This window comes from Clostridium senegalense, from assembly GCF_018916625.1.
GTDB lineage: Bacteria > Bacillota > Clostridia > Clostridiales > Clostridiaceae > Clostridium_J > Clostridium_J senegalense.
In genome coordinates this window covers 181,847-206,879 of sequence record NZ_JAHLNC010000004.1, presented here as the reverse complement: position 1 = coordinate 206,879, position 25,033 = coordinate 181,847, and the positions used below count along the sequence as shown (strand labels likewise).

The following is a 25,033-nucleotide window of genomic DNA, read 5'->3' as shown; positions in this document are numbered from 1 at the left end:
ATTCTCTTCTAAACTACTCATATGAAGGGAGGACTTTATAAATGGGCAGATCAATTAAAAAAGGACCTTTTATAAAAGAGTCACTGTTAAAGAAAATTGAAGAAATGAACCAAAATGGGGAAAAGAAAGTTATAAAAACTTGGTCAAGAAGTTCAACAATCTTCCCACAAATGATAGGTCACACTATTGCAGTTCATGACGGAAGAAAGCATGTTCCAGTATATGTTCAAGAAGATATGGTAGGACATAAATTAGGAGAATTCGCTTTAACAAGAACTTTCAAAGGTCACATTGATAAATCAAAATCAAGTAAAGTAAGATAGTTTTGGAAAGGAGGACACATCAATGGAAGCTAAAGCTATAGCTAAATACGTAAGAATGTCTCCAATGAAAATTGGTATAGTTCTTGATTTAATAAGAGGAAAAGATGTAAACGAAGCTTTTGCTATATTACAATATACTCCAAAAGATGCAGCTGAAGTAGTAAACAAAGTTTTAAAATCAGCAGTTGCTAATGCAGAAAACAACTTAAGTTTAGATAGAAGTAGATTATATGTTGCTAACGCTCACACTGGTCAAGGTCCAACATTAAAGAGATTCAGACCACACGCTCAAGGTAGAGCTTTCAGAATAAACAAGAAAACTAGCCATATAACTCTAGTAGTTAAAGAAAGAGAGTAAGAAGGAGGGATATATAGTGGGACAAAAAGTACATCCACACGGCCTAAGAGTTGGTGTAATTAAAGAGTGGGATGCTAAGTGGTACGCTGAAGGAACAAAATTCGCAGATAACTTAGTTGAAGACAATGCAATAAGAGAATATCTTAAAAAGAAACTTTTTAGTGCTGGAATCGCTAAAATAGAGATTGAAAGAGCAGCGAAAAGAGTTAAATTAAATATACATACTGCTAAACCAGGAATGGTTATAGGAAAAGGCGGTCAAGGTATAGAGCAATTAAAGAAAGATTTAAAAAATATAGTTTCAACAAATACTTTATTAATAAATATAGTTGAAGTTAAAAGACCAGATAACAATTCTCAATTAATGGCTGAAAATATAGCAGCTCAATTAGAAAAGAGAATATCTTTTAGAAGAGCTATGAAACAAACAATTCAAAGAGCTATGAAAACAGGCGTTAAGGGTGTTAAAACATCTTGTTCAGGAAGACTTGGTGGAGCAGATATAGCTAGAACAGAGCAATATCATGAAGGTACAATTCCACTACAAACTTTAAGAGCTGACATAGATTATGGATTTGCTGAAGCAGATACAATCTACGGAAAAATTGGAGTTAAAGTTTGGGTATATAGAGGAGAAGTTCTTCCAACAAAGAAAGTAGAGAAGGAAGAAGTTAACGCTTAATAACGTTCAGGAAGGAGGAATATGACATGTTAATGCCTAAAAGAGTTAAACATCGTAAGGTGCAACGTGGTAGAATGAAAGGTAAAGCTACAAGAGGTAACTTTATCGCTTACGGAGATTATGCTTTACAAGCAACTGAGTGCGGTTGGATAACAAGTAACCAAATCGAGTCTGCCAGAATAGCTATCAATAGATACGTAAGAAGAGGAGGAAAGGTTTGGATAAAAATCTTCCCTGATAAACCAGTTACTGAGAAACCAGCTGAAACACGTATGGGATCTGGTAAAGGTTCGCCAGAATACTGGGTAGCAGTAGTTAAACCAGGCAGAGTGTTATTTGAAATATCTGGAGTTTCAGAAGAAGCTGCTAGAGAAGCAATGAGATTAGCATCACACAAACTTCCAGTTAAAACTAAGTTTGTAACAAGAAAAGATTTTGAGGAAATGGGTGGTGAAAACAATGAAGGCTAATGAATTAAAAGAGTTGAGACAAAGTACTCCTCAAGATTTACAAGTTAAATTAAATGATTTAAAAGCAGAATTATTTAACCTAAGATTTCAGTTAGCTACAGGACAGTTAGAGAACCCAATGAGAATAAAAAAGGTTAAAAAATCTATAGCCCAAATTAAAACCATCCTTAGAGAAGAAGAATTAAGGGCTTTTGAACAGTAATATAGTTATACTGAAAGGAGGTTTATCTTGTGGAAAGAGGAATTAGAAAAACAAGAATAGGAAAAGTTGTTTCTGATAAGATGGATAAGACAATCGTTGTTGCAGTTGAGACAAAGGTAAGACATCCACTATACGGAAAAACAGTTAACACAACTACTAAATTTAAAGTTCATGATGAAAATAATGATGCAAGAATTAATGATAGAGTTTCAATAATGGAAACAAGACCATTATCAAAGGACAAAAGATGGAGACTTGTTGAAATTACAGAAAGAGCTAAATAGTTAACTGAAAGGAGGTATTTTGCATGATACAACAACAAACATTATTAAAAGTAGCAGATAACTCTGGTGCTAAAGAGATAATGTGTATAAGAGTATTAGGTGGTTCTAAGAGAAAATGGGGAAACATCGGAGATATAATCGTTGCTAGCGTTAAAAGTGCAACACCAGGTGGAGTTGTTAAAAAAGGTGAAGTTGTTAAAGCTGTTATTGTTAGATCTGTAAAAGGCCTAAGAAGAGCAGACGGTTCATATATAAAATTTGATGAAAATGCAGCTGTTATAATAAAAGAAGATAAAAATCCAAAGGGAACTCGTATCTTCGGACCTGTTGCTAGGGAGCTAAGAGATAAAGAATTCAACAAAATATTATCATTAGCACCTGAAGTTCTATAAGGAGGTAGCTATAATGAAAGTACACGTTAGAAAGAAAGATACTGTAATGGTTATTTCTGGTAAAGATAAAGGAAAAATCGGCGAAGTTTTAGCGGTTTATCCAAAAACAGGAAAAGTTGTAGTAAAAGACGTTAACGTTGTGACTAAACATCAAAAACCAAGCAGAGAAAATATGCAAGGCGGAATAGTTCACAGAGAAGGAGCTATAAACAGCTCTAAAGTTATGTTATATTGCAACAAATGTAAATCTGTTACTAGAATAAGCAATAAAATATTAGAGGATGGCACAAAAGTTAGAGTGTGCAAAAAGTGCGGAGAGACATTTTAATTCGTGAAAGGAGGTATAACTAATGGTTACAAGACTACAAGAAAAATATAATAAAGAAGTAGTTCAAGCTATGATGGAGAAATTCGGATATAAAAACATCATGGAAGTACCAAAGCTTGAGAAAATAGTATTAAACATGGGTATTGGAGAAGCTAAAGACAACTCTAAGGTTTTAGAGTCAGCTGTTGCTGATATGGAGCTAATAACTGGTCAAAAAGCAATTTTGACTAAAGCTAAAAAGTCTGTAGCTAACTTCAAAATAAGAGAAAACATGCCAATAGGCTGCAAAGTTACATTAAGAAGAGAAAAAATGTATGAATTTGCAGATAAGTTAATTAATGTTACTTTACCTAGAATTAGAGACTTCAGAGGAGTTCCTTCAAAATCTTTTGATGGAAGAGGTAACTATGCATTAGGAATAAAAGAACAATTAATATTCCCTGAAGTAGAATATGATAAAATTGACAAAGTTAGAGGTATGGATATAATATTCGTTACTACTGCAAAGACAGACGAGGAAGCAAGAGAATTATTAAGATTCCTTGGAATGCCATTTGCTCAATAATAAGGAGGGAATAACGTGGCACGTAAAGCTTTAATAGAAAAATGGAAAAAAGAGCCGAAGTATTCAACTAGAGCTTACACAAGATGCAGACTTTGTGGAAGACCACATTCTGTATTAAAAAAATTCGGTATTTGCCGTATCTGTTTCAGAGAACTTGCATACAAGGGACAAATTCCTGGATGTAAGAAGGCAAGTTGGTAATATAATTCATTATATGAAAGGAGGCACAATAAATGGTTATGACTGACCCTATCGCAGATTTGCTAACACGTATAAGAAATGCAAATGTTGTTAGACATGAAATATTAGAGGTTCCTTCTTCAAACATCAAGAAGGCGATTGCAAACATAATGCTTCAAGAAGGATATCTTAAAAATATAGAAGAGTACCAAGACGGTTCTGTAAAAATGTTAAGACTTACAATGAAATATGGTCAAAACAAAGAAAGAGTAATAACAGGACTAAAGAGAATATCTAAACCTGGTTTAAGAGTGTATACTGGACATGAGGATATTCCAAAAGTATTAAATGGATTAGGTGTAGCAGTAATATCTACATCAAAAGGAATAGTAACTGATAAAGAAGCTAGAAATTTAGGATTAGGTGGAGAAGTAATCTGCTATATCTGGTAGTTTAAGAACAGGAGGTGCAATTATGTCAAGAATAGGAAGACTTCCAATAGCTATACCAAATGGTGTAACAGTTACAGTATCACCAGAGAACGTTGTTACAGTTAAAGGACCAAAAGGCGAATTAACTAAAGCAATGTGCAAAGATATGAATATAGCTATAGAGGAAAATTCAATAGTTATTACAAGACCAAGTGATGTAAAACAACACAGAGCTCTTCACGGATTAACAAGAGCTTTAATAAATAACATGGTAATAGGAGTAGCTAATGGTTATACTAAAACTCTTCAATTAGTTGGAGTTGGTTACAGAGCTACAGTAAAAGGAAATAAATTAGTATTAAACCTTGGATTCTCACATCCAGTTGAAATAGATGCAGTTGAAGGAATAACATTTGAAACTCCAGATGCTAATACTATAAACGTTAAAGGTATTAATAAAGAATTAGTTGGAGCTGTTGCTGCTGACATAAGATCTTGGAGAAAACCTGAACCTTACAAAGGAAAAGGAATTAAATATACTAATGAAGTTATCAGACGTAAAGAAGGTAAGACTGGTAAATAATAATTAGGAAGGAGTGAATGCAATGTTCAAGAAAGTTGACAGAAAGCTATCAAGAGAAGCTCGTCACTTAAGAGTTCGTAAAAAAATATCTGGAACAACTGAAAGACCAAGATTAGCTGTTTACAGAAGTTCAAAGAACATATACGCTCAAATAATCGATGACGTAACTGGCAGAACTTTAGTTTCAGCTTCAAGCTTAGAGAAAGATTTTACTTTAAAAGCTGGAAGCAATAAAGATGCTGCAAAGGCTGTTGGAGAATTAGTAGCTAAGAAAGCTTTAGAAAAAGGAATTGAAGAAGTTGTATTCGACAGAGGTGGATTCGTATATCACGGAAGAATACAAATGCTTGCAGAAGGCGCAAGAGAAGCAGGTCTTAAATTCTAATCTAAAAAAAAGGAGGGAAATTCATGAAAATAGATCCTAGCACACTAGATCTTAAAGAAAAAGTTGTTGATATAAATAGAGTTGCTAAGGTTGTTAAAGGTGGAAGAAACTTCAGATTCAGCGCTTTAGTAGTTGTTGGAGATGAAAACGGACACGTTGGCGTTGGAACTGGTAAATCAATAGAAATACCAGAAGCTATCAGAAAAGGTATTGAAGACGCTAAAAAGAACCTTGTAAAAGTTGAATTAGATGGAACTACTGTTCCTCATACTATAGATGGAAAATTCGGTACTGGAAAAGTGCATATAATGCCAGCTTCAGAAGGTACAGGAGTTATAGCTGGGGGTCCAGCAAGAGCAGTACTTGAGCTTGCAGGATTAAAAGACGTTAGAGCTAAATCTTTAGGATCTAACAACCCAAGAAACATGGTAAATGCTACTATCAACGGATTAGCTAACTTAAGAACAGCAGAACAAGTTGCGAAGTTAAGAGGCAAAACTGTTGAGGAAATTTTAGGATAGGAGGGGAAATACCTTGGCTAAAATTAAAATAACTTTAACAAAAAGCTTAATAGGCAGAAAAAAAGATCATATAGCTACAGTTAATGCATTAGGATTAAAGAAAATCGGTAAAACTGTAGAGCACGAGGAAACTCCTCAAATCAGAGGTATGGTAAATAAAGTTAATTACCTACTAAAAGTTGAAGAAGCTTAATAATAAGGAGGTGTAGACTATGAAACTTCATGAGTTAAGACCTGCAGCAGGTGCTAAGAAATCAGCTAAAAGAGTTGGAAGAGGTGCTGGTTCAGGATTAGGTAAAACAGCTGGTAAGGGACAAAACGGACAAAACTCAAGATCAGGCGGTGGAGTAAGACCTGGATTTGAGGGTGGACAAATGCCTTTATACAGAAGATTACCGAAAAGAGGATTCACAAACATATTTGCAAAAGAATATGCTTGCATAAATGTTGAAAGATTAAACATATTTGAAAATGGTACAGAAGTAACACCAGAAGTGTTAATGGAAAAAGGAATCGTTAAAAAACTTTATGATGGTGTTAAAATATTAGGAAACGGTAATTTAGAGAAAAGCTTAACTGTAAAAGCTCAAAAAATATCTAAAGGTGCTGTTGAAAAAATAGAAGCCGCTGGAGGAAAAGTTGAGGTGATATAGATGTTATCAACCCTACGAAATGCTTGGAAAGTTCCAGAGCTTAGAAAAAGAATGCTATTTACCTTGTTTATAGTGGTGATATTCAGATTAGGAATATTTATTCCAGTTCCTGGAGTAGATGCTAGTAAATTAGCTAGCTTAAGTAGTTCAGGAACATTATTCACCTTCTATGACATGTTGTCCGGTGGTGCTTTAAGTAAATTTAGTATATTTGCTATGGGTGTTACGCCTTACATAAACGCATCAATCGTAATTCAACTACTTACAATAGCAGTTCCTACCTTGGAACAACTTTCGAAAGAAGGCCAAGAAGGAAGACAAAAAATTCAAAATTACACAAGATTAGCAGCAGTTGTATTTGCCGTATTTCAAGGAATAGCGATGTACATGTTAATAAATGGAACATTGAAGAGTACTGGATACATGGAACTATTTATTATAGTTTTAACAATGACAGCTGGATCAAGCTTGTTAGTTTGGCTAGGAGAACAAATTCAAGTTTATGGTATTGGTAGTGGTGTATCGGTTATAATATTTGTAAACATCATTTCCACAATACCAACAACTATTTACAAAGTCGCTGGATTACGTCAAGCAGGCGAAGTTAGTTTAGTAGAGGTTATAATATTTGTATTAGTAGCTTTAGTTTTATTACTGGCAGTTATTATAATTAACTTAGCAGAAAGAAGAGTTCCTGTACAATATGCAGGAAAAGCTGTAGGAAATAAAGTGTTTAAAGGACAATCAACACATATTCCTTTCAGCTTAAATTCAGCAGGCGTTATGGCTATAATATTTGCTATGTCAGTGATGCAATTCCCTGAAACAATAGCAAAAATTTGGCCAACATCAGCGTTTGCAAAGTTTATAATGGAAAGTCCTTGGAGTATATTTAAAAGTGGTTCTTTGAAATATATAATTACGTATCTTGTTTTAATACTATTCTTCTCATGGTTCTATACAATAGTTACATTTAAACCAGATGAGATGGCTGAGAATATGAACAAATCATCTGGATTTGTACCAGGTATAAGACCAGGAAAACCAACTGAAGTTTTCTTAGAAAGTGTTTTAACAAAGGTTTCTATAATGGGTGGTGTATTTGCATCTATTATTGCGATATTCCCTATAGTTGTAGAAGCTTATAGTAATTTTAAAGGAATTGCTTTTGGAGGTACTAGTTTATTGATTATTGTAGGAGTAGCGTTAGACACTATGAAACAATTAGAATCACAGCTAGTTATGAGACATTACCAAGGTTTCCTTAAATAATAAAATTTTGGAGTTGATGCTAGTGAAAATCATCTTATTAGGTCCTCCGGGAGCCGGAAAAGGAACACAAGCTAAATCAATTAGTAATAAATACTCCATACCGCACATATCAACAGGAGATATTTTTAGAAAGAACATTTCTGAAAAAACTCCGCTAGGAATCGAAGCTAAGAGTTATATTGATAAGGGACAATTAGTACCTGACAAGTTAACCATAGATATAGTACAAGATAGATTAGAGCATGAAGACTGTAAAAATGGATTCTTACTTGATGGCTATCCAAGAACTGTAAGTCAAGCTGAAGCTCTTAAAAATTTCTTAAGTGAAAAAGGAGAAAAACTTGATACAGCTCTATTAATAGACGTTCAAAAAGAATTTATTATAGATAGAATGACTGGTAGAAGAGTTTGCCCAGATTGTGGCGCGAGCTACCATGTTAAGTTTAATCCTACTAAGGTTGAAGGAAAATGCGACATTTGTGGCAGTGTTGTAATACAAAGAGCGGATGATACTGAATCTACAGTAAAAGATCGTTTAGATGTATATGAAACACAAACCCAACCACTTATAGAATACTATAAGAATCAAGGATTACTATCTACAGTAGACGGAACTCAATCTATTGATGATGTTTTTAAGGACATTTGTGGTGTCTTAGGAGCGATAAATAGTGATAATAATTAAAGGTGATATGGAAATTGAATATATGAGAAATGCAGGTAAAGTAGTTGCTGACACACTTGCTAAAATTGAGTCGGTGATAAAACCAGGCATAACAACTGCAGAAATAGATAAATTAGCTGAAGAGTTCATACTAAAACAGGGCGCCAAGCCATCCTTTAAAGGATATGGCGGTTTTCCGGCTACAATCTGCGCATCAGTTAATAATGAAGTTATACATGGAATTCCTAAAAATAGGGTTCTAGAGGATGGCGACATTATTAGTGTAGATTGTGGAGCAATTCTTAATGGATTTCATGGTGATGCAGCTAGAACTTTTCCAGTAGGGAATATATCTAAAGAAGCAGAGCAGTTAATTAAAGTTACAAAAGAATGTTTCTTTAAGGGTATGGAAAATGCAGTGGTTGGAAACAGATTAACTGATATTTCAGCAGCTGTTCAAAGACATGCCGAAAGCTTTGGATATTCTGTGGTTAGGGATTTTGTAGGTCATGGAATTGGAAGATCAATGCATGAAGATCCACAAGTTCCTAATTACGGCACTGCTGGTAGAGGTCCTAAGCTAAAACATGGGATGGTTCTAGCAATTGAACCTATGATAAACATTGGTAAATGTAATGTAAAAGTAAATTCGGACGGATGGACAGTTGTTACTAGTGATGGTACACTATCTGCACATTATGAAAATACTTTAGCGGTATTAAATAGTGGTCCTGAGATACTAACTTTAAGCTAATGAGGTGAAAAGATTGGATGATAATAGCCTTTTAGGTAAGGTAGTACATTCGAAATCAGGTAGAGACCGTAATAGATATTTTATAATAGTAGGAATACTAAATGAAGATTATGTCTATATTTCAGATGGTGATCTAAGAAAAATAGAAAAGCCAAAGAAGAAAAAAATTAAACATTTAATTTTTACAGACATGATAGCACAGGATATCAAAGAGTTAATTACTAACAATAAAAAGGTAAGCAATTCTATGATTAGAAAGTTTTTGCAAGTTGAGGAGGTATGATTACCTTATGTCAAAAGATGATATAATTGAAATGCAAGGTGTTGTTTTAGAAGCACTACCAAATGCTATGTTTCAAGTAGAACTTGAAAGCGGACATAAAATAATGGCACATATATCAGGTAAATTAAGAATGAATTTTATCAGGATATTACCAGGCGATAAAGTTACAGTAGAGCTTTCTCCATATGATTTGACTCGTGGGAGAATAACTTGGAGAGATAAGTAATAAGGAGGGTTAGCTATGAAAGTAAGACCGTCAGTTAAACCTATATGTGAAAAATGTAAAGTTATAAAAAGAAAAGGAAGAGTAATGGTTATCTGTGAAAATCCTAAACATAAACAAAAACAAGGCTAATAGCCTTATGTATTATATAAATACTTAGGAGGTGTAGATCGTAGATGGCAAGAATAGCAGGTATTGACCTACCAAGAGAAAAAAGAGTTGAGATAGGTCTAACTTATATATTTGGTATAGGACTACCAAAATCACATGAAATACTTGAAGCTACAAAAGTAAATCCAGATACAAGAGTTAAAGATTTAACTGAAGATGAAGTTAATGCTTTAAGAGAATATATAAACAAAAACATATTAGTTGAAGGTGACCTAAGAAGAACAGTTGCTCTTGACATAAAGAGATTAATGGAAATCGGTTGTTACAGAGGAATCAGACATAGAAGAGGACTTCCTGTAAGAGGACAAAAAACTAAGACTAATGCTAGAACTAGAAAAGGTCCTAAAAAGACAATGGCAGGAAAGAAGAAATAGTAAGGAGGGAATAAAATGGCTCAAAAAGTTAAAAGAAGTAGAAGAAGAAAAGAAAGAAAAAATGTTGAGCATGGTGCAGCACATATCAAATCTACTTTCAACAATTCCATCGTTACACTTACTGATGCAGCTGGAAACGCATTGTCATGGGCAAGTGCTGGTGGATTAGGATTTAGAGGATCAAGAAAAAGCACACCATTTGCAGCTCAAATGGCAGCAGAAACTGCAGCTAAAGCAGCAATGGAACATGGATTAAAAAGTGTAGAAGTTTACGTTAAAGGACCAGGAGCAGGAAGAGAAGCTGCTATAAGATCTCTACAAGCTGCTGGATTAGAAGTTACTTTAATAAAAGATGTAACTCCAATTCCACACAATGGATGTAGACCACCAAAAAGAAGAAGAGTTTAGTAATAGGAGGTGTAAAAATGGCTAGATATACTGAAGCTACTTGCAAACTTTGCAGAAGAGAAGGTTTAAAGCTTAACCTAAAAGGTGACAGATGTTTTACTGAGAAATGCGCATTCGCTAGAAGAAGCTACGCACCAGGACAACACGGTCAAGGAAGAAAAAAGATTTCTAACTATGGATTACAATTAAGAGAAAAACAAAAAGCAAGAAGAATCTACGGAGTTCTTGAAAAACAATTTAGAAAATACTATGACAAGGCTGAAAAACAAAGAGGTATAACAGGTGAAAACTTATTAAGACTTCTTGAAATAAGACTTGACAATGTAATATACAGATTAGGATACGGTGCTTCTAGAGCAGAAGCTAGACAATTAGTTACTCACGGACATTTCCTAATAAACGGAAAGAAAGTTGACATCGCATCTTACAGCGTTAAAATAAATGACGTAATCACAGTATGTGATAAGAGCAAAGCTACTGAGAAGTTTAAAGTTTTCAATGAAAACCCAAAAACTTTACCAAAATGGTTAGAGGCTGATCAAGAAGCTTTTGCTGCTAAAGTTGTATCTTTACCAACTAGAGAAGATATAGATGTTCCAGTAAATGAAACATTAATAGTTGAGTTATACAGCAAATAGTCAATAATATAAAATCAGTTGCCCTCAAAATAGAACGCCCATTTAATAAAGAAGGAGGGTTATATATATGTTAGAAATAGAAAAGCCAAAAATAGAATGTGTAGAAACCACTGAAAATGGTACATATGGAAAATTTGTCATAGAACCATTAGAGAGAGGTTATGGAATAACTTTAGGTAATGCTTTAAGAAGAATACTTCTTTCTTCATTACCTGGAGTTGCTGCAAATTCAATAAAAATAGACGGTGTACTTCATGAATTTTCAACTATAAATGGAGTTAAAGAAGATGTATCTGAGTTAATTCTTAACATAAAAGGATTAGCATTAAAGATGAATGGTGAAGGAGCTAAAACTGTATATATAGATGCTGTTGGACCAGGAGAGGTTACAGGAGCAGATATAAAAACTGATGGTGATGTTGAGGTTATAAATAAAGATCTTCATATAGCAACACTAGATGATGATGGTAAATTATTTATGGAACTTAACGTTAGCAGAGGTAGAGGTTATGTTTCTCAGAACAAAAATAAAACTGAAGACAAACCAATAGCTACTATACCTGTAGATTCAATTTATACTCCAGTTAAGAGAGTTAATTTTACTGTTGAAAATACAAGAGTAGGCCAAATAACAGATTATGATAAATTAACAATTGAAATATGGACTAATGGAACAATTAGACCTGATGAAGCAATTGGTTTATCAGCAAAAATTCTTATAGAACACTTTAAACTATTTATGACATTAACAGATCATGCTGATAATGTTGAAATAATGGTTGAAAAAGAAGAAGATAAGAAAGAAAAAGTATTAGAAATGACAATAGAGGAACTTGATTTATCTGTTAGAAGTTTTAACTGCTTAAAAAGAGCTGGTATAAATACTGTTCAAGAATTAACAGAAAGATCAATGGATGATATGATGAAGGTTAGAAACCTAGGAAAGAAATCTCTTGAAGAGGTTGAACAAAAACTAGAAGCCTTAGGACTATCATTTAAACCAAACGAAGAGTAAGGAGGGATAGCGATGGCACAACAACGTAAGTTAGGACGTCCAACTGATCAAAGAATGGCAATGCTTAGAAATCTTGTTACTAGCTTCTTAAAGCACGGAAAAATAGAAACTACAGAAACTAGAGCTAAAGAAACTAAGAGACTAGCTGAAAAAATGATAACTCTTGCTAAAAGAGGAGATTTACATGCTAGAAGACAGGTTCTTGCATTCGTTACAGAAGAGGAAGTTGTTAAGAATTTATTCGATAACATAGCTCCAAAATACGCTGAGAGAAATGGTGGATATACTAGAATAATGAAAGTAGGTCCAAGAAGAGGCGACGGAGCAGAAGTTGTTATATTAGAATTAGTATAATATATTCCAGGGGATTAAGTATGCCTAGCTTAGTCCCCATTTTATTATAAAAATATAAATTTTCCAGCTATGGAGGGATGAAATATGGAACTTACCAAAAATGCCCCTCAAGGTATTAAAAATGATACAAAAGTTGAAATTGTAAGTGAAAATTTATTCTTTAAATATGAATCAAATGAAGATGGTAAAGAAAAAATTGCACTAGATGGTGTTAATATAACTATAAACAAAGGTGATTTTGTAGTTGTTTTAGGCCATAATGGATCTGGTAAATCTACTTTTGCAAAGCATATAAATGGATTATTACTACCAAGTAAAGGTAAAATTTTTGTAGGTGGATTGGATACCTCAAAAGAAGAAAATCTTTGGGAAGTAAGAAAAAAAGCTGGGATGGTTTTTCAAAATCCAGACAACCAAATTGTTGCTACAATAGTAGAAGAAGATGTTGCTTTTGGACCAGAAAATTTAGGAATAGATTCAGCAGAAATAAGAAGAAGAGTTGATGAATCCTTAAAAAGAGTTAATATGTATGAATATAAACAGCATGGTCCACATTTACTATCAGGAGGACAGAAACAAAGAGTTGCAATAGCAGGTATACTTGCTATGAGACCGGAGTGTATAGTCTTAGATGAGCCAACTGCTATGTTAGATCCTTCAGGAAGAAAAGAAGTTATAAAGACTATTAAAGAGTTAAACAAGGAGTCTGGCATAACTGTAGTGCTTATTACTCATTATATGGAAGAAGCAGTTGATGCAGACAAAATTTATGTTATGGATTCAGGAAAAGTAATTATTGAAGGTACTCCAAAGGAAGTGTTTAAAGAAGTTGATACTATGAAAAGCTTAGGACTTGACGTACCTCAGATGACAGAGCTTGCTTATGAACTTAGCAAAGATGGAATAAGCTTAAATAGAGAAATATTAACTATAGATGAGATGGTGAATGAATTATGTCAATTAAGATAGAAAATTTAACACATATATATATGGCAAAATCACCTTTTGAAAAAAAAGCATTAGATAATGTTTCATTAGAAATAAATGATGGTGAGTTTTTAGCTTTAATAGGGCATACAGGATCAGGAAAATCAACTTTGATTCAGCATATTAATGGACTGTTAAAACCGTCTTCAGGAAAGATAATAGTAGACGACATAGATATTACTTCAAAAAATATAAAGCTTACTGAAATAAGAAAAAGAGTAGGCCTAGTATTTCAATATGCAGAGTATCAATTGTTTGAAGAGACAATTGAAAAAGACATAGCTTTTGGACCTAAAAATTTAGGTTTATCAGAATCGGAAGTTTCAGATAGAGTAAAAAGAGCTATGAATATAGTAGGATTAGATTATGAGTTATATAAAGATAAGTCTCCTTTTGAGTTAAGTGGAGGTCAAAAAAGAAGAGTTGCAATAGCAGGTGTTGTTGCAATGGAGCCTAAAGTGTTAATTTTAGACGAACCTACTGCAGGACTTGATCCAAAGGGAAGAGATGAAATATTAGGAAAAATAGAATTATTACATAGAGAGTATAATATGACTATAATCCTAGTTTCACATAGCATGGAAGATGTAGCTAAAGTAGCAGATAGAATATTAGTTATGGAAGGTGGAAAATGCATTTTAGATGGAGCACCTAAAGTAATATTTAAAGATGTTGAAACGTTAGAGAGAGTAGGCCTAGCAGTACCACAAGTTACTTATTTAGTAAAAGAACTTAGAAAAAAAGGATTGGACATATCAGAAGATATATTTACCTTAAAGGAAGCTAAGGAAGAAATACTTAGAGTTTTAAAATCTTAAAGTATTTAATTTATTTATAGGTTTCTATTTTGGAGGAGTTTATATGATCAAGGATATTACAATAGGCCAATATATTATTGGTGAATCATTTATACACAAGCTTGATCCAAGAACAAAAATATTAATATCATTATTATTTATAATAGTTTTATTTTTAGCAAATAATGTGCAGGGATATGTTGTAGTCTTTTTATTTTTAATGTTATGTATATATGTATCAAAGGTACCATTTAGATATATATATAAGGGGTTAAAACCCATATTTATATTGATGTTAATAACAGCAATATTCAATATATTTTTCACAAAGGGAGAAACATTAGTTTATCAATTAGGATTTTTGAAAATATATAAAGAAGGATTGATTCTTGCTGCCTTTATGATAATAAGGCTTACATTTTTAATAGCAGGTACATCGTTATTAACATTAACAACATCCCCTATAGAATTAACTGATGGGATAGAGAGACTACTTAATCCATTTAAGAAAATAGGGGTACCAGCTCATGAATTAGCTATGATGATGACTATAGCACTTAGATTTATACCTACGCTTATGGATGAGACTGATAAAATAATGAAGGCTCAGATGGCAAGAGGTGCTGACTTTGAAAGTGGAAATCTTATAAATAGGGCTAAAAGTTTAGTGCCATTGTTAGTACCATTATTTATAAGTTCATTTAGAAGAGCTGAAGACCTTGCTATGGCAATGGAAGCAAGATGCTATAGAGGCGGAGACGGTAGAACTAGAATGAAAGTATTAAAAATGACTAAAAGAGATAGTATAGCATTTGTAAACTTTGCTATATTTACGATATTGATATTTGGAACAAGATTTTATTTTTAAAGGAATTTAATATGAGAAATATAAAGTTAACACTAGAATATGATGGAACAAACTATTTCGGATGGCAAAAACAAAAGACTAAGGTTACATTACAAGGTACTATAGAAGATGTAATTTCTAATTTAACAAAAGAGGATATAGAGATAATTGGATGTAGCAGGACTGATAGTGGAGTACATTCTAAAGGATATATATGCAATTTTGTTACAAACAGTTCTATACCTAGTGAAAAATTTAAAGATGCACTTAATGTAAAATTACCAGATGATATTGCCGTCTTAAAATCTGAAGAAGTGCCAGAAGAATTTCATTCTAGATACAGTTGCAGGGGAAAGACGTATAGTTATACTATACTTGAAAGACCTATGAAAGCAACAATAGATAGAAATTATGTATGTCAATGTAAATATAATTTAGATATAGAGAAAATGAATGAAGCTTGTAAATACTTTATAGGTACTCATGACTTTTCAGCATTTAAAAACAAAGGAAGTTCAGTTAAAACCTCTGTGAGGACTATAAGTGAACTTTATGTAGAGAAAACAGGAAACTATGTAAAAATATTTGTAAGTGCTGATGGTTTTTTATATAATATGGTAAGAATAATAGTAGGTACCCTTATTGATGTGGGTATAGGAAAAATTAATCCGAAAAGCATCAAAAATATAATAGATTCAAAGGAAAGAACTAACGCCGGAAAATCTATGCCACCTCAAGGGCTGTGTTTAGAAGAAGTTTATTATTAGTATTACTAAAATAGGCATATTTACTACAATTTTAGTAATGTAATAATTTTTTAAATAATTGACACGCGTGGCAAATTGTATTATAATATTTTTGTTTGTTATAATAAAAAAATTGTGTATAAGATCCACTAGCCCCGGGTCTTTAGCATAGAATTAAGATTGTTAAAAATTCAGGGAGGGAAAAAGAAATGAAATCATACTTAGCAAAACCAAATGAAGTTCAAAAAAAATGGTATGTAGTAGACGTGGCAGGAATGCCTTTAGGAAGAGCTGCTAGCCAAATAGCTTCAGTATTAAGAGGAAAAAACAAACCAGAATTTACTCCACACGTAGATACAGGAGATTACGTTGTAGTTATTAATGCAGAGAAAATTGTTTTAACAGGAAAGAAATTAGATCAAAAAATGTTAAGACATCACTCTCTATATCCAGGTGGATTAAAAGAGACTCCATACAGAGAAGCATTAGCTAAAAAACCAGAATTCGTATTTGAAGAAGCAGTAAGAAGAATGCTTCCAAGCGGAATTTTAGGAAGAAAAATGCTTAAAAAATTAACAGTATACAGAGGAACAGAACACAACAATCACGCTCAAAACCCAGAAGTTTTAGAGTTAGTAAGAAAATAATTAGATAGAGTTTGGAAGGAGGATTTAAAATGGCAAAAGTTCAATATTTCGGAACAGGAAGAAGAAAACAATCAGTTGCTAGAGTAAGACTTGTACCTGGAGAAGGTAGAGTTGTAATAAATAACAGAGAGATAGAAAATTTCTTTGGATTAGAAACTTTAAGAGTTATAGTTAATCAACCATTAGTATTAACTGGAACTAAAGAAAAATTCGACGTTTTAGTTAACGTTCACGGTGGTGGATACACTGGTCAAGCAGGAGCAATAAGACATGGAATATCTAGAGCCTTATTAAAAGCTGACGAAAACTTAAGACCAGAACTTAAAAAAGCTGGTTTCTTAACAAGAGACCCAAGAATGAAAGAAAGAAAGAAATACGGTCTTAAAAAAGCAAGAAGAGCTTCTCAGTTCTCAAAAAGATAATATTTCAAAAACGTATTTTTCAAGTTTTTACTTTGGAATACATATTAAATGCATATGCCTTTGGCATATGCATTTTTTATTGTTTAAAACATGAAATTAAAGATTAAAGTTTTAACCTAAATTAAAAATGTCAATGAATTGAAAATAAAAAGTTAAAAGTATTTGGATTTACTGAAATATAATTACTTAATAAAAATAGTATAACTATAAGTAGTTAAAAGTTAAGAATTAAGAGTCAAAAGTAATGGATGAAACTGAGAATGAGTTTTTTAAATTAGAATAATAAAACCTTTAATTTGGAATATAAAGTTAACTGAAGTTATATCCAAAGTTTACAGCTGTAACAAGAAGGATAGGAGTGTGGAAATTTATTTTCCATAAGTTATTTTTAAAATAAGATTGAGAGGATATTAATAAAACATAAAGCAATAAAATCTAGTCCTAAAAAAGTACATTTGGTATTATTAGGAAGATACTGAATAATAATCACCGTAACTAGTAATTGTTAACTAAAATAATCTACTAGTTATTCATAAAGTAATAATTTTAGTTTTCTCATTTAATAAATGAATAAGTTTAAAATTTAATCTGGAATCCTATAGTATTAAATAAGAAGATTTATAATTTTATTTATAAGTCAATTTAATATAATACATATTGATGCTAAATTAATAGTTATACCTATATAAAGGATATATATAAGTTATGGTAAAAAAATTAGTTTAAAATAACAGTGAATTTAGAAGATTTCATTTTATGTTATGTTTATGTTAAATTTGTTCTGTATATATTAACATGAACTTAATTTTGAGGTATCATTTAATAGGAATTTTAGATAAAAGTTAAAATTATTTTGGAGGTAATCTATGGACTTATTTACCACAATAGTTAGTCTGTTCGGCGGATTAGGACTGTTTCTTTATGGAATGACAATGATGGGGGACGGTTTAGAAAATGCTACTGGAGACAGATTAAAAAGCGTATTTGACAAGATAACATCTAACCCAGTAAAAGGAGTTTTAACAGGAGCTATAGTAACAGGTATAATTCAAAGTAGTAGTGCTACTACAGTTATGGTTGTAGGATTTGTTAATGCAGGTCTTATGAACTTATATCAAGCTACAGCTGTTATAATGGGAGCTAATATAGGTACGACTATTACAGCTCAATTAATTGCTTTTAAAATGGATTTTTTAGCACCATTATGTTTAGCAATTGGTGCAATGATAGTATTATTCTCAAAGAATAATAAGAAGAAGCAAATAGGAAACATAGTTTTAGGATTTGGTATTTTATTTTTAGGATTAGATTTGATGAAAAATGCTATGTCACCATTAGCGGATTCACCAATATTTGCAACTTTAATATTAAAATTACAAGGTAAAGTATTATTAGGAGTACTACTAGGAGCTGTTATGACAGCTGTAATTCAAAGTTCTTCAGCTTCAACAGGTATACTAGTTGCACTTGCATCAACAGGGGCATTACCATTAAGTGTAGCCATACCGATATTATTAGGTAGTAATATAGGTACATGTGTTACAGCGATGATATCAAGTATAGGAACTTCTAAAACAGCTAAAAAAGCAGCAGTAATACATCTACTATTTAATGTGATAGGAACTCTTATATTTATAGGATTTGCAACTCAACTTGCTAATATAGTTCAGGCTATAACACCAGGAAATGATGCAGAAGCTGTAAAAAGACAGATAGCAAATGCACATACTATATTTAATGTTATTAATACATTATTATTAATTTGGTTTATAAAACCATTAGTTGCATTAGTTAACAAGTTAATACCAGGTGAAGATGAAAAAGACACAATAGGTGTTCAGTACATAGACGAAAGATTATTAGAAACCCCTATAATTGCTTTAGGTCAAACAACAAATGAACTTGTAAGAATGGGTACTAAAGCTAAAGAAAATGTTGAATATGCCATGAAAGCCTTTGTTTATAATGATGAGAAGGCTCTAAAAAAGGTATATGAGCAAGAAAAGCTTATAAATATATTAGAAGATGATATAACTAAATTTTTGGTTAAATTATCTAATAGTGAATTGGGGGAAGAACAAAAGGGAATGGTTGCGGCAATGTTCCATGTTGTTAATGACATAGAACGTATAGGTGATCATGCTGAAAATATAGCAGATTTAGCTAGTGAAAAAATGACCAAGAATGCGGACTTTTCTGAGGAAGGCGTTAAAGAATTAAATGATATATTTAATTATACAATTAACTCTTTAGAAATGAGTATTGAGTGCTTTAAAAACTATAATAAGGACAAAGCTGATACAGTTAGATCAGTGGAGGACAGAATCGATAGTTTAGAAAAACAATTAAGATCATCACATATAAAAAGACTTAATAATGGAGTTTGTAATGCAACAGTAGGTGCAATATTCTTAGATGTTATAAGTAACTTTGAAAGAATAGGTGACCATGCAGTAAATATAGCAGAGATAGTTGCAGAAACTGCTTATAATTAATAGATATAACATCTCAAAACAATTTTGTTTTGAGATGTTATTTTTTTATAAAATAAAATTATAGTCATAAAATCCATATAGTGCCAATATTTTAGCTCAATCAAGCTAATTTAATTAGTATAGTAATATTTATAAGAGTATGTGGGCATATTAAATAGAGGAATATTAGAAAAAATTTAATGCAACTTAAATTATGTTAAAACAGACAAATTAGAGGTGAAAATATGAAATATAAAAATAGTATTTTAATTGGTACTTTAATGGCTATATTAATTGTACTTGGAAGTTTTTTTACAACAGATTTAAAAAGAAGTGAAGATGTGGTTAATTTAAATGATAATAAAGTTAAAACTATACTTATAGATCCAGGACATGGAGGTATGGATGGTGGTGCTAGTGCATCAGATGGTACTGTAGAAAAACATATAAATCTTAATATTGCTCTTGAACTTGAAAAACTTTTAAAAGAATCAGGATATAATGTGTATTTAACTAGATATGAAGATACAGGTTTATATTCAGAGAATGGAACTGTAAGACAAAAGAAAAATGAAGATTTAAATGCTAGATGTCAATTAAAGAAAGAAACTAATTGCGATTTGTTTGTAAGTATACATTTAAATAAATTTAAAGATGCTAGTTGTAAAGGAGCGCAAGTATGGTACTCAAATAATCCAGAAAGTGAAGTTATTTCCAAAATAGTACAAAACAACTTAAAAGAAGATTTAGATACCAATAATAAAAGGCAGGCAAAACCAGCAAAAGATGCTTATAAGGTATTAAGAACTAATGATACTATGCCAGGTTTTATTATAGAATGTGGGTTTTTATCAAATAATGAAGATTTGTCTAAATTAAAAGATGAAAGTTATCAAAAAAAAGTTGCACAATCATTGTTCAAGTCAATAGAATATTATTATAAAAATGGTACAAAAAGTAAGTAAAATGAGAAAAATATGAAAAAATTTGAAGAAAACTGTAAAAAAATAAATAAAAACAAAAAAATATAAATTAAAAATAGAGAAAATTTAAAAAAGATTCACACAAATGAATCGAAACTTGCCGAACGGGAAATCTGGGTCGGCTTTTTTTTGATTTTTATCAAAATTGGCATTGAATTAGATAGGGCCATATGTTATTATTACATTGTAAATGGTAAATGGATTAGTCCATTAGTCCATTTAGACTTGGGAGGTATTTATGAATATTGTGGTAGATAAAAAATGCGGAATACCACTTTATATTCAAGTTAAAAAGCAAATAATGGATTTGGTAAAAGAAGGTACTCTCAAGGTAGGAAACAAAATGCCAACGGAAAGAGAACTTTCACAAGAGCTAAAAGTAAGTAGGAATACAATAAGTACTGCTTATAAACAACTTGAAAATAGTGGTGTATTAAAGTCTATTCAAGGAAAAGGAACATTCGTAGCAGAAGAAGTTATTTCCTGGAAGGATGAGGAAATAAAAAACAAGCTAATAAAGTTTGTTGATTTAGCCCTTGAAGAGGCTCTAGAAATTGGTGTAGAAGCAGAAGATTTTCTAGAAATAGTAATAGAAAGAGTTAAAGAAAAAAAAGAATTGATGAAAAAAGTTACAGCAATTTTTGTTGAATGTAACATTGAACAATCAAGAATGTTTAGTAAACAATTAAGTGAAAATAGTAATATGAATGTTATACCTTTAACGGTGTCAGAACTTAATGAAATGTCAGAAAAAACAAAAAAAATAGTAAATGACAGCGAGGTTATAATTGCAACATTCAATCATGTAAATGAAGTTAAAAATGCAATAAAGGAAATAAATAGAGAAGTTTTAGGAGTAGCTATAAATCCTAAGTTGGAATCTATAGTGAAAATTGCGAGACACCCTTATGAGACAAGTTTTGCTTTCATATGTATATCACAAGAAATGATTTTTAAAATGAAAGCAGCGTTAGATGACTCAGGGCTTGCAGATTTAAATGTACAATATTTCAACGAATTAGAAGTGGACAAACTAAAAAAGATAGTTGAAGAGTTTGATGTGCTAATAGTTACGCCGGGAAGAGTAAAGGATATCTCTATACTGAATATTCACAATAAAGAAATAATTGAGTTTTCTTATAGTTTAGATGCGGGTTCTGTAAAAGCACTTAAGTCTAAGCTAATTGAAATAAAATATAAGCAAAATACTAATCACAATTAATTATTTTTTAGGGAGGCTTTAGAAATGGAAAAGAAAACTTTAGTTCTTGGAGTTATAGGAGCTGACTGTCACGCAGTTGGTAATAAAATCCTAGATTATGCTTTAACAGAAGCAGGATTCAACGTAATAAATATAGGTGTATTATCACCACAAGAAGATTTCATTAATGCAGCAGTAGAAACTAATGCAGACGTTATAATAGTATCTTCACTTTATGGTCATGGAGAAATTGACTGTAGAGGATTAAGAGAAAAATGTGATGAAGCTGGATTAAAAGACATTTTACTTTATGTAGGTGGAAACATAGTTGTAGGAAAACAAAACTGGGAAGAAGTTCTTGGAAGATTCCAAGCTATGGGATTTGACAGAGTTTACCCACCTGGAACAAGTCTTGAAACAACAATTCACGATTTAAAAGAAGATTTAGGACTATAATAAATATACAAAAGTGGAGTGATTAAAGTGGATGCATACTTACTTTTAGACTTTGGTAGTACCTACACAAAACTTACAGCTGTAGATATTGAAAATGAAGAAATATTAGCTTCAGCAAAAGATATAACAACAATTGAAGATGATATTATGACTGGTTTTGATAAGGCTTATAAGAAGTTAGAAGAGCAATTAGAAGGCAAAGATGTAAACTTTGTAAAGAAATTAGCTTGTTCATCAGCAGCTGGTGGATTAAAAATGGTTGCCTTAGGTCTAGTTCCAGACTTAACTGCAGAAGCAGCCAAAAGAGCAGCGTTAGGCGCTGGAGCAAGAGTGTTAAAAGTATATAGTTATGAAATAACAAATTCTGAAGCAGAAGAAATTAAAAATTCGGATGTGGATATAATACTTCTAGCAGGTGGAACAAATGGTGGTAATAAACAGTGTGTAATACATAATGCTAAGATGATTGTAAAGCATAACATAGATGTTCCAGTGGTAGTTGCTGGTAATAAAGTAGCTAATGATGAAATAAGAGAGATATTTGAAAAAGCTGGTATTTACTTTAGTGTAACTGAAAATGTTATGCCAACATTAAATTCATTAAATGTTGAACCAGCCCGTGAAGAAATAAGAAAAGTATTCATGGATAAAATAACAGATGCAAAGGGCCTTAATAATGCAGAAAGTTTTGTAAACGGAATATTAATGCCTACGCCAGCGGCAGTATTAAAAGCTGCAAGAGTGTTAAGTGAAGGTAGCGATGAGGAAGAAGGTATTGGCGACTTAATAGTTGTTGATATTGGAGGAGCAACTACTGATATTCACTCAATAGCTGATGGAGAACCAACAAAGGCAGGAGTTAACATGAGAGGACTTGAAGAACCTTTTGCTAAAAGAACTGTTGAAGGTGATTTAGGAATGCGATATTCTGCAGTTTCTCTTTGGGAAGCTGGTGGCTCTAGAAAGCTAAGAAATTACTTAGGTGATGAAAAAAGAGAAGTAAATATAGAAGAGTGTTGTAAATATAGATACGAAAACATAAAAATGGTACCTAAGGATGACGAGGAAATAAAATTTGATGAAGCTATGGCTAAAGTAGCAACTGAACTTGCACTTGAAAGACATGCAGGATGTATTGAAAATGTATATACTCCAATGGGAGTTGTGTTTAACCAAATAGGTAAAGACCTTATGAAAGTTAAATATATGATAGGTACAGGTGGAGTTTTAGTTCATAGTAAAAATCCAGGAGATATTTTGAATGCTGGTACTTTTACAAAAGAAAACCCAACGTCATTAAAACCAGAGGAACCAGAGTTTTTGTTAGATAAGAGTTATATATTATCAGCGATGGGATTGTTAGCACATGATCATCCAGATAAAGCCGTTAGAATTATGAAAAAATATTTAGTTAATGTGTAATTATCAGGAGGTAATTTAAAGTGGAACTTAAAAATAAAAAATGGACTGAAGAGGAATTTTTCAAAGTAAGAGAAGAAGTTTTAGCACAATGGCCAACAGGAAAAGATGTAGCCAATATACAAGATGGAATAGAGTACAATAAAACAATTCCAGACCACAAAAACTTTGCTAAGAAATTAGTAAAAGCAAAACAAGAAGGAATTACTTTAGCACAACCAAGAGCAGGTGTTGCTTTAATAGATAAGCATGTAGAATTATTATCATTTTTACAAAATGAAGGTGGAGCAGACTTACTACCTTCAACAATAGATAGTTATACAAGACAAAATAGATATGAAGAATGTGAAGTAGGAATAAAAGAAAGTATAAAAGAAGGAAGATCATTACTTAACGGATTCCCAGGGGTTAACCATGGTGTAGCTGGATGTAAAAAAGTATTTGAATCAGTTAACTTACCAATAGAATCAAGACATGGTACTCCAGACGGAAGATTACTTGCAGAAATTACACACGCATCAGGATGGACATCAAATGAGGGTGGTGGTATATCTTATAACATACCATACGCTAAAAATGTTACATTAGAAAAAACAATCTTAGATTGGCAGTACTGCGATAGACTAGTTGGTTACTATGAAGAACATGGTGTATCAATAAACAGAGAACCATATGGTCCATTAACTGGAACATTAGTACCACCAAGTACATCAAACGTAGTAGCTATAATAGAAGCTTTACTTGCAGCAGAACAAGGTGTTAAAAACATTACTGTAGGATACGGTCAATGCGGAAACTTAATCCAAGACGTTGCAGCTATAAGAGCATTAGAAGAGCAATGTAATGAATACTTAAAAGCTAATGGATACAATGATGTATTTGTTACAACAGTATTCCACCAATGGATGGGTGGATTCCCTGCTGACGAAGCAAAAGCTTATGGTGTTATATCTACAGGTTCAGCAGCAGCAGCTTTAGCTGGAGCTACTAAAGTTATCGTTAAAACTACACACGAAGCTATTGGTATCCCAACAAAAGAAGCTAATGCACAAGGTATAAAAACAACAAAAATGACTCTAAACTTACTTGAAGGACAAAGAATGGCAATGTCTAAAGAGTTAGAAGAGGAAATTAACATAATAAAAGCTGAAACTAAATGTATGTTAGAAGCAGTTTATGAAGCTGGAAATGGCGACTTAGCTATAGGAACAGTTAAAGCATTTGAAAGAGGATTATTAGATATCCCATTCGCACCAAGCAAATACAATGCTGGTAAAATGATGCCTGCAAGAGATAACGATGGTGCTGTAAGATACTTAAAATTAGGAAACATTCCATTCACTGAAGAATTAAAAGCTTATAACTTAAACAAATTAGAAGAAAGAGCTAAATTTGAAGGAAGAGATGTTTGCTTCCAAATGACAGTTGATGATATATTCGCTGTTGGAAAAGGTAAATTAGTAGGAAGACCTGAATAATAATTAAATTGTTAAAAAAATAAATTAATATATACTTATTAATCTTTAGAAGGTAAGGTGTTT

At 32.1% G+C, this 25,033-nt stretch carries 39 protein-coding genes; all 39 read left to right on the top strand.

Annotation, left to right across the window (positions count from 1 at the left end; genetic code table 11):
• Positions 1 to 41: 41 nt before the first annotated feature.
• The 39 genes from rpsS to KQI36_RS09555 all read left to right on the top strand — a co-directional run bounded on the left by rpsS (position 42) and on the right by KQI36_RS09555 (position 24,970).
• Complete coding sequence (gene rpsS, locus KQI36_RS09745) at positions 42 to 323, top strand: 30S ribosomal protein S19 (protein WP_010295333.1); 282 nt, start codon at positions 42 to 44, stop codon at positions 321 to 323.
• A 22-nt stretch (positions 324 to 345) separates the two neighbouring features.
• Entirely contained in the window at positions 346 to 681 is a 336-nt protein-coding gene (rplV, locus tag KQI36_RS09740; RefSeq protein WP_010295330.1) for a 50S ribosomal protein L22, read from the top strand.
• 16 nt (positions 682 to 697) lie between these two features.
• The gene (gene rpsC, locus KQI36_RS09735) at positions 698 to 1,363 is read left to right on the top strand and encodes a 30S ribosomal protein S3 (protein ID WP_010295328.1); all 666 of its coding nucleotides are present in this window, start codon (positions 698 to 700) and stop codon (positions 1,361 to 1,363) included.
• A 26-nt stretch (positions 1,364 to 1,389) separates the two neighbouring features.
• Entirely contained in the window at positions 1,390 to 1,833 is a 444-nt protein-coding gene (gene rplP / locus KQI36_RS09730; RefSeq protein WP_010295326.1) for a 50S ribosomal protein L16, read from the top strand.
• A complete protein-coding gene (gene rpmC, locus KQI36_RS09725) occupies positions 1,823 to 2,035 on the top strand; it encodes a 50S ribosomal protein L29 (RefSeq protein ID WP_010295324.1) in 213 nt (70 codons plus the stop codon). The genes rplP and rpmC overlap by 11 nt, the downstream gene beginning before the upstream one ends.
• Positions 2,036 to 2,064: 29 nt before the next feature.
• A complete protein-coding gene (rpsQ, locus tag KQI36_RS09720; RefSeq protein ID WP_010295321.1) occupies positions 2,065 to 2,319 on the top strand; it encodes a 30S ribosomal protein S17 in 255 nt (84 codons plus the stop codon).
• 23 nt (positions 2,320 to 2,342) lie between these two features.
• Entirely contained in the window at positions 2,343 to 2,711 is a 369-nt protein-coding gene (rplN, locus tag KQI36_RS09715; RefSeq protein WP_010295319.1) for a 50S ribosomal protein L14, read from the top strand.
• 10 nt (positions 2,712 to 2,721) lie between these two features.
• Complete coding sequence (rplX, locus tag KQI36_RS09710; protein WP_026022327.1) at positions 2,722 to 3,039, top strand: 50S ribosomal protein L24; 318 nt, start codon at positions 2,722 to 2,724, stop codon at positions 3,037 to 3,039.
• Between the two features lie 22 nt (positions 3,040 to 3,061).
• The gene (gene rplE / locus KQI36_RS09705) at positions 3,062 to 3,604 is read left to right on the top strand and encodes a 50S ribosomal protein L5 (protein WP_010295314.1); all 543 of its coding nucleotides are present in this window, start codon (positions 3,062 to 3,064) and stop codon (positions 3,602 to 3,604) included.
• A gap of 15 nt (positions 3,605 to 3,619) precedes the next feature.
• Positions 3,620 to 3,805, top strand: coding sequence for a type Z 30S ribosomal protein S14 (locus KQI36_RS09700; RefSeq protein ID WP_010295312.1), 186 nt, complete (start codon positions 3,620 to 3,622; stop codon positions 3,803 to 3,805).
• Positions 3,806 to 3,837: 32 nt separating this feature from the next.
• Positions 3,838 to 4,236: a 30S ribosomal protein S8 gene (gene rpsH / locus KQI36_RS09695; RefSeq protein WP_010295309.1), complete on the top strand. Its 399-nt coding sequence runs from the start codon at positions 3,838 to 3,840 to the stop codon at positions 4,234 to 4,236.
• 22 nt (positions 4,237 to 4,258) lie between these two features.
• Positions 4,259 to 4,798 (top strand): 50S ribosomal protein L6, encoded by a 540-nt coding sequence (gene rplF, locus KQI36_RS09690; RefSeq protein ID WP_010295307.1) that lies wholly within the window; start codon positions 4,259 to 4,261, stop codon positions 4,796 to 4,798.
• Positions 4,799 to 4,820: 22 nt separating this feature from the next.
• On the top strand, positions 4,821 to 5,183 hold the full coding sequence (rplR, locus tag KQI36_RS09685; RefSeq protein ID WP_010295306.1) for a 50S ribosomal protein L18: 363 nt from the start codon (positions 4,821 to 4,823) through the stop codon (positions 5,181 to 5,183).
• Positions 5,184 to 5,206: 23 nt separating this feature from the next.
• Entirely contained in the window at positions 5,207 to 5,704 is a 498-nt protein-coding gene (rpsE, locus tag KQI36_RS09680) for a 30S ribosomal protein S5 (protein ID WP_010295304.1), read from the top strand.
• Between the two features lie 13 nt (positions 5,705 to 5,717).
• Positions 5,718 to 5,897: a 50S ribosomal protein L30 gene (gene rpmD, locus KQI36_RS09675; protein ID WP_010295302.1), complete on the top strand. Its 180-nt coding sequence runs from the start codon at positions 5,718 to 5,720 to the stop codon at positions 5,895 to 5,897.
• A gap of 19 nt (positions 5,898 to 5,916) precedes the next feature.
• Positions 5,917 to 6,357, top strand: coding sequence for a 50S ribosomal protein L15 (gene rplO, locus KQI36_RS09670; protein WP_010295300.1), 441 nt, complete (start codon positions 5,917 to 5,919; stop codon positions 6,355 to 6,357).
• Positions 6,358 to 7,629 carry a preprotein translocase subunit SecY gene (secY, locus tag KQI36_RS09665; RefSeq protein WP_010295298.1) on the top strand — a complete coding sequence of 424 codons (1,272 nt, stop codon included), beginning with the start codon at positions 6,358 to 6,360 and terminating at the stop codon, positions 7,627 to 7,629.
• A 22-nt stretch (positions 7,630 to 7,651) separates the two neighbouring features.
• A complete protein-coding gene (locus KQI36_RS09660; RefSeq protein WP_216450713.1) occupies positions 7,652 to 8,314 on the top strand; it encodes an adenylate kinase in 663 nt (220 codons plus the stop codon).
• Positions 8,301 to 9,047 carry a type I methionyl aminopeptidase gene (map, locus tag KQI36_RS09655; RefSeq protein ID WP_216450712.1) on the top strand — a complete coding sequence of 249 codons (747 nt, stop codon included), beginning with the start codon at positions 8,301 to 8,303 and terminating at the stop codon, positions 9,045 to 9,047. Before KQI36_RS09660 ends, map begins: the two co-directional genes overlap by 14 nt.
• A gap of 13 nt (positions 9,048 to 9,060) precedes the next feature.
• On the top strand, positions 9,061 to 9,330 hold the full coding sequence (locus KQI36_RS09650; protein ID WP_010295288.1) for a KOW domain-containing RNA-binding protein: 270 nt from the start codon (positions 9,061 to 9,063) through the stop codon (positions 9,328 to 9,330).
• Positions 9,331 to 9,337: 7 nt separating this feature from the next.
• Complete coding sequence (infA, locus tag KQI36_RS09645) at positions 9,338 to 9,556, top strand: translation initiation factor IF-1 (RefSeq protein ID WP_010295286.1); 219 nt, start codon at positions 9,338 to 9,340, stop codon at positions 9,554 to 9,556.
• A gap of 15 nt (positions 9,557 to 9,571) precedes the next feature.
• Positions 9,572 to 9,685 carry a 50S ribosomal protein L36 gene (rpmJ, locus tag KQI36_RS09640; RefSeq protein ID WP_003373491.1) on the top strand — a complete coding sequence of 38 codons (114 nt, stop codon included), beginning with the start codon at positions 9,572 to 9,574 and terminating at the stop codon, positions 9,683 to 9,685.
• A 44-nt stretch (positions 9,686 to 9,729) separates the two neighbouring features.
• Complete coding sequence (gene rpsM / locus KQI36_RS09635) at positions 9,730 to 10,098, top strand: 30S ribosomal protein S13 (protein WP_010295181.1); 369 nt, start codon at positions 9,730 to 9,732, stop codon at positions 10,096 to 10,098.
• 15 nt (positions 10,099 to 10,113) lie between these two features.
• Positions 10,114 to 10,506 carry a 30S ribosomal protein S11 gene (gene rpsK / locus KQI36_RS09630; protein WP_010295178.1) on the top strand — a complete coding sequence of 131 codons (393 nt, stop codon included), beginning with the start codon at positions 10,114 to 10,116 and terminating at the stop codon, positions 10,504 to 10,506.
• A gap of 17 nt (positions 10,507 to 10,523) precedes the next feature.
• Complete coding sequence (gene rpsD, locus KQI36_RS09625; protein WP_010295177.1) at positions 10,524 to 11,144, top strand: 30S ribosomal protein S4; 621 nt, start codon at positions 10,524 to 10,526, stop codon at positions 11,142 to 11,144.
• A gap of 67 nt (positions 11,145 to 11,211) precedes the next feature.
• Positions 11,212 to 12,159 carry a DNA-directed RNA polymerase subunit alpha gene (locus KQI36_RS09620; protein WP_010295174.1) on the top strand — a complete coding sequence of 316 codons (948 nt, stop codon included), beginning with the start codon at positions 11,212 to 11,214 and terminating at the stop codon, positions 12,157 to 12,159.
• 12 nt (positions 12,160 to 12,171) lie between these two features.
• Positions 12,172 to 12,513 carry a 50S ribosomal protein L17 gene (gene rplQ / locus KQI36_RS09615; RefSeq protein WP_010295172.1) on the top strand — a complete coding sequence of 114 codons (342 nt, stop codon included), beginning with the start codon at positions 12,172 to 12,174 and terminating at the stop codon, positions 12,511 to 12,513.
• Positions 12,514 to 12,597: 84 nt separating this feature from the next.
• Positions 12,598 to 13,482 carry an energy-coupling factor transporter ATPase gene (locus KQI36_RS09610; protein WP_010295170.1) on the top strand — a complete coding sequence of 295 codons (885 nt, stop codon included), beginning with the start codon at positions 12,598 to 12,600 and terminating at the stop codon, positions 13,480 to 13,482.
• A complete protein-coding gene (locus tag KQI36_RS09605; protein ID WP_216450711.1) occupies positions 13,467 to 14,318 on the top strand; it encodes an energy-coupling factor transporter ATPase in 852 nt (283 codons plus the stop codon). Before KQI36_RS09610 ends, KQI36_RS09605 begins: the two co-directional genes overlap by 16 nt.
• A 43-nt stretch (positions 14,319 to 14,361) precedes the next feature.
• On the top strand, positions 14,362 to 15,165 hold the full coding sequence (locus KQI36_RS09600) for an energy-coupling factor transporter transmembrane component T family protein (RefSeq protein ID WP_010295167.1): 804 nt from the start codon (positions 14,362 to 14,364) through the stop codon (positions 15,163 to 15,165).
• An 11-nt stretch (positions 15,166 to 15,176) separates the two neighbouring features.
• Entirely contained in the window at positions 15,177 to 15,911 is a 735-nt protein-coding gene (gene truA, locus KQI36_RS09595) for a tRNA pseudouridine(38-40) synthase TruA (RefSeq protein ID WP_216450710.1), read from the top strand.
• Between the two features lie 188 nt (positions 15,912 to 16,099).
• Positions 16,100 to 16,537: a 50S ribosomal protein L13 gene (gene rplM, locus KQI36_RS09590; RefSeq protein WP_010295165.1), complete on the top strand. Its 438-nt coding sequence runs from the start codon at positions 16,100 to 16,102 to the stop codon at positions 16,535 to 16,537.
• 29 nt (positions 16,538 to 16,566) lie between these two features.
• On the top strand, positions 16,567 to 16,959 hold the full coding sequence (gene rpsI, locus KQI36_RS09585) for a 30S ribosomal protein S9 (protein ID WP_010295164.1): 393 nt from the start codon (positions 16,567 to 16,569) through the stop codon (positions 16,957 to 16,959).
• An 866-nt stretch (positions 16,960 to 17,825) separates the two neighbouring features.
• Entirely contained in the window at positions 17,826 to 19,454 is a 1,629-nt protein-coding gene (locus KQI36_RS09580) for a Na/Pi cotransporter family protein (RefSeq protein WP_010295163.1), read from the top strand.
• 224 nt (positions 19,455 to 19,678) lie between these two features.
• Positions 19,679 to 20,398 (top strand): N-acetylmuramoyl-L-alanine amidase CwlD, encoded by a 720-nt coding sequence (cwlD, locus tag KQI36_RS09575; protein WP_216450709.1) that lies wholly within the window; start codon positions 19,679 to 19,681, stop codon positions 20,396 to 20,398.
• A 256-nt stretch (positions 20,399 to 20,654) separates the two neighbouring features.
• Positions 20,655 to 21,638 (top strand): GntR family transcriptional regulator, encoded by a 984-nt coding sequence (locus KQI36_RS09570; RefSeq protein ID WP_010295159.1) that lies wholly within the window; start codon positions 20,655 to 20,657, stop codon positions 21,636 to 21,638.
• A gap of 24 nt (positions 21,639 to 21,662) precedes the next feature.
• Complete coding sequence (gene glmS / locus KQI36_RS09565; RefSeq protein ID WP_010295157.1) at positions 21,663 to 22,073, top strand: methylaspartate mutase subunit S; 411 nt, start codon at positions 21,663 to 21,665, stop codon at positions 22,071 to 22,073.
• 27 nt (positions 22,074 to 22,100) lie between these two features.
• Positions 22,101 to 23,495 carry a methylaspartate mutase accessory protein GlmL gene (gene glmL / locus KQI36_RS09560; protein WP_010295155.1) on the top strand — a complete coding sequence of 465 codons (1,395 nt, stop codon included), beginning with the start codon at positions 22,101 to 22,103 and terminating at the stop codon, positions 23,493 to 23,495.
• Positions 23,496 to 23,515: 20 nt separating this feature from the next.
• Positions 23,516 to 24,970: a methylaspartate mutase subunit E gene (locus KQI36_RS09555; RefSeq protein ID WP_010295154.1), complete on the top strand. Its 1,455-nt coding sequence runs from the start codon at positions 23,516 to 23,518 to the stop codon at positions 24,968 to 24,970.
• Positions 24,971 to 25,033 lie beyond the last annotated feature (63 nt).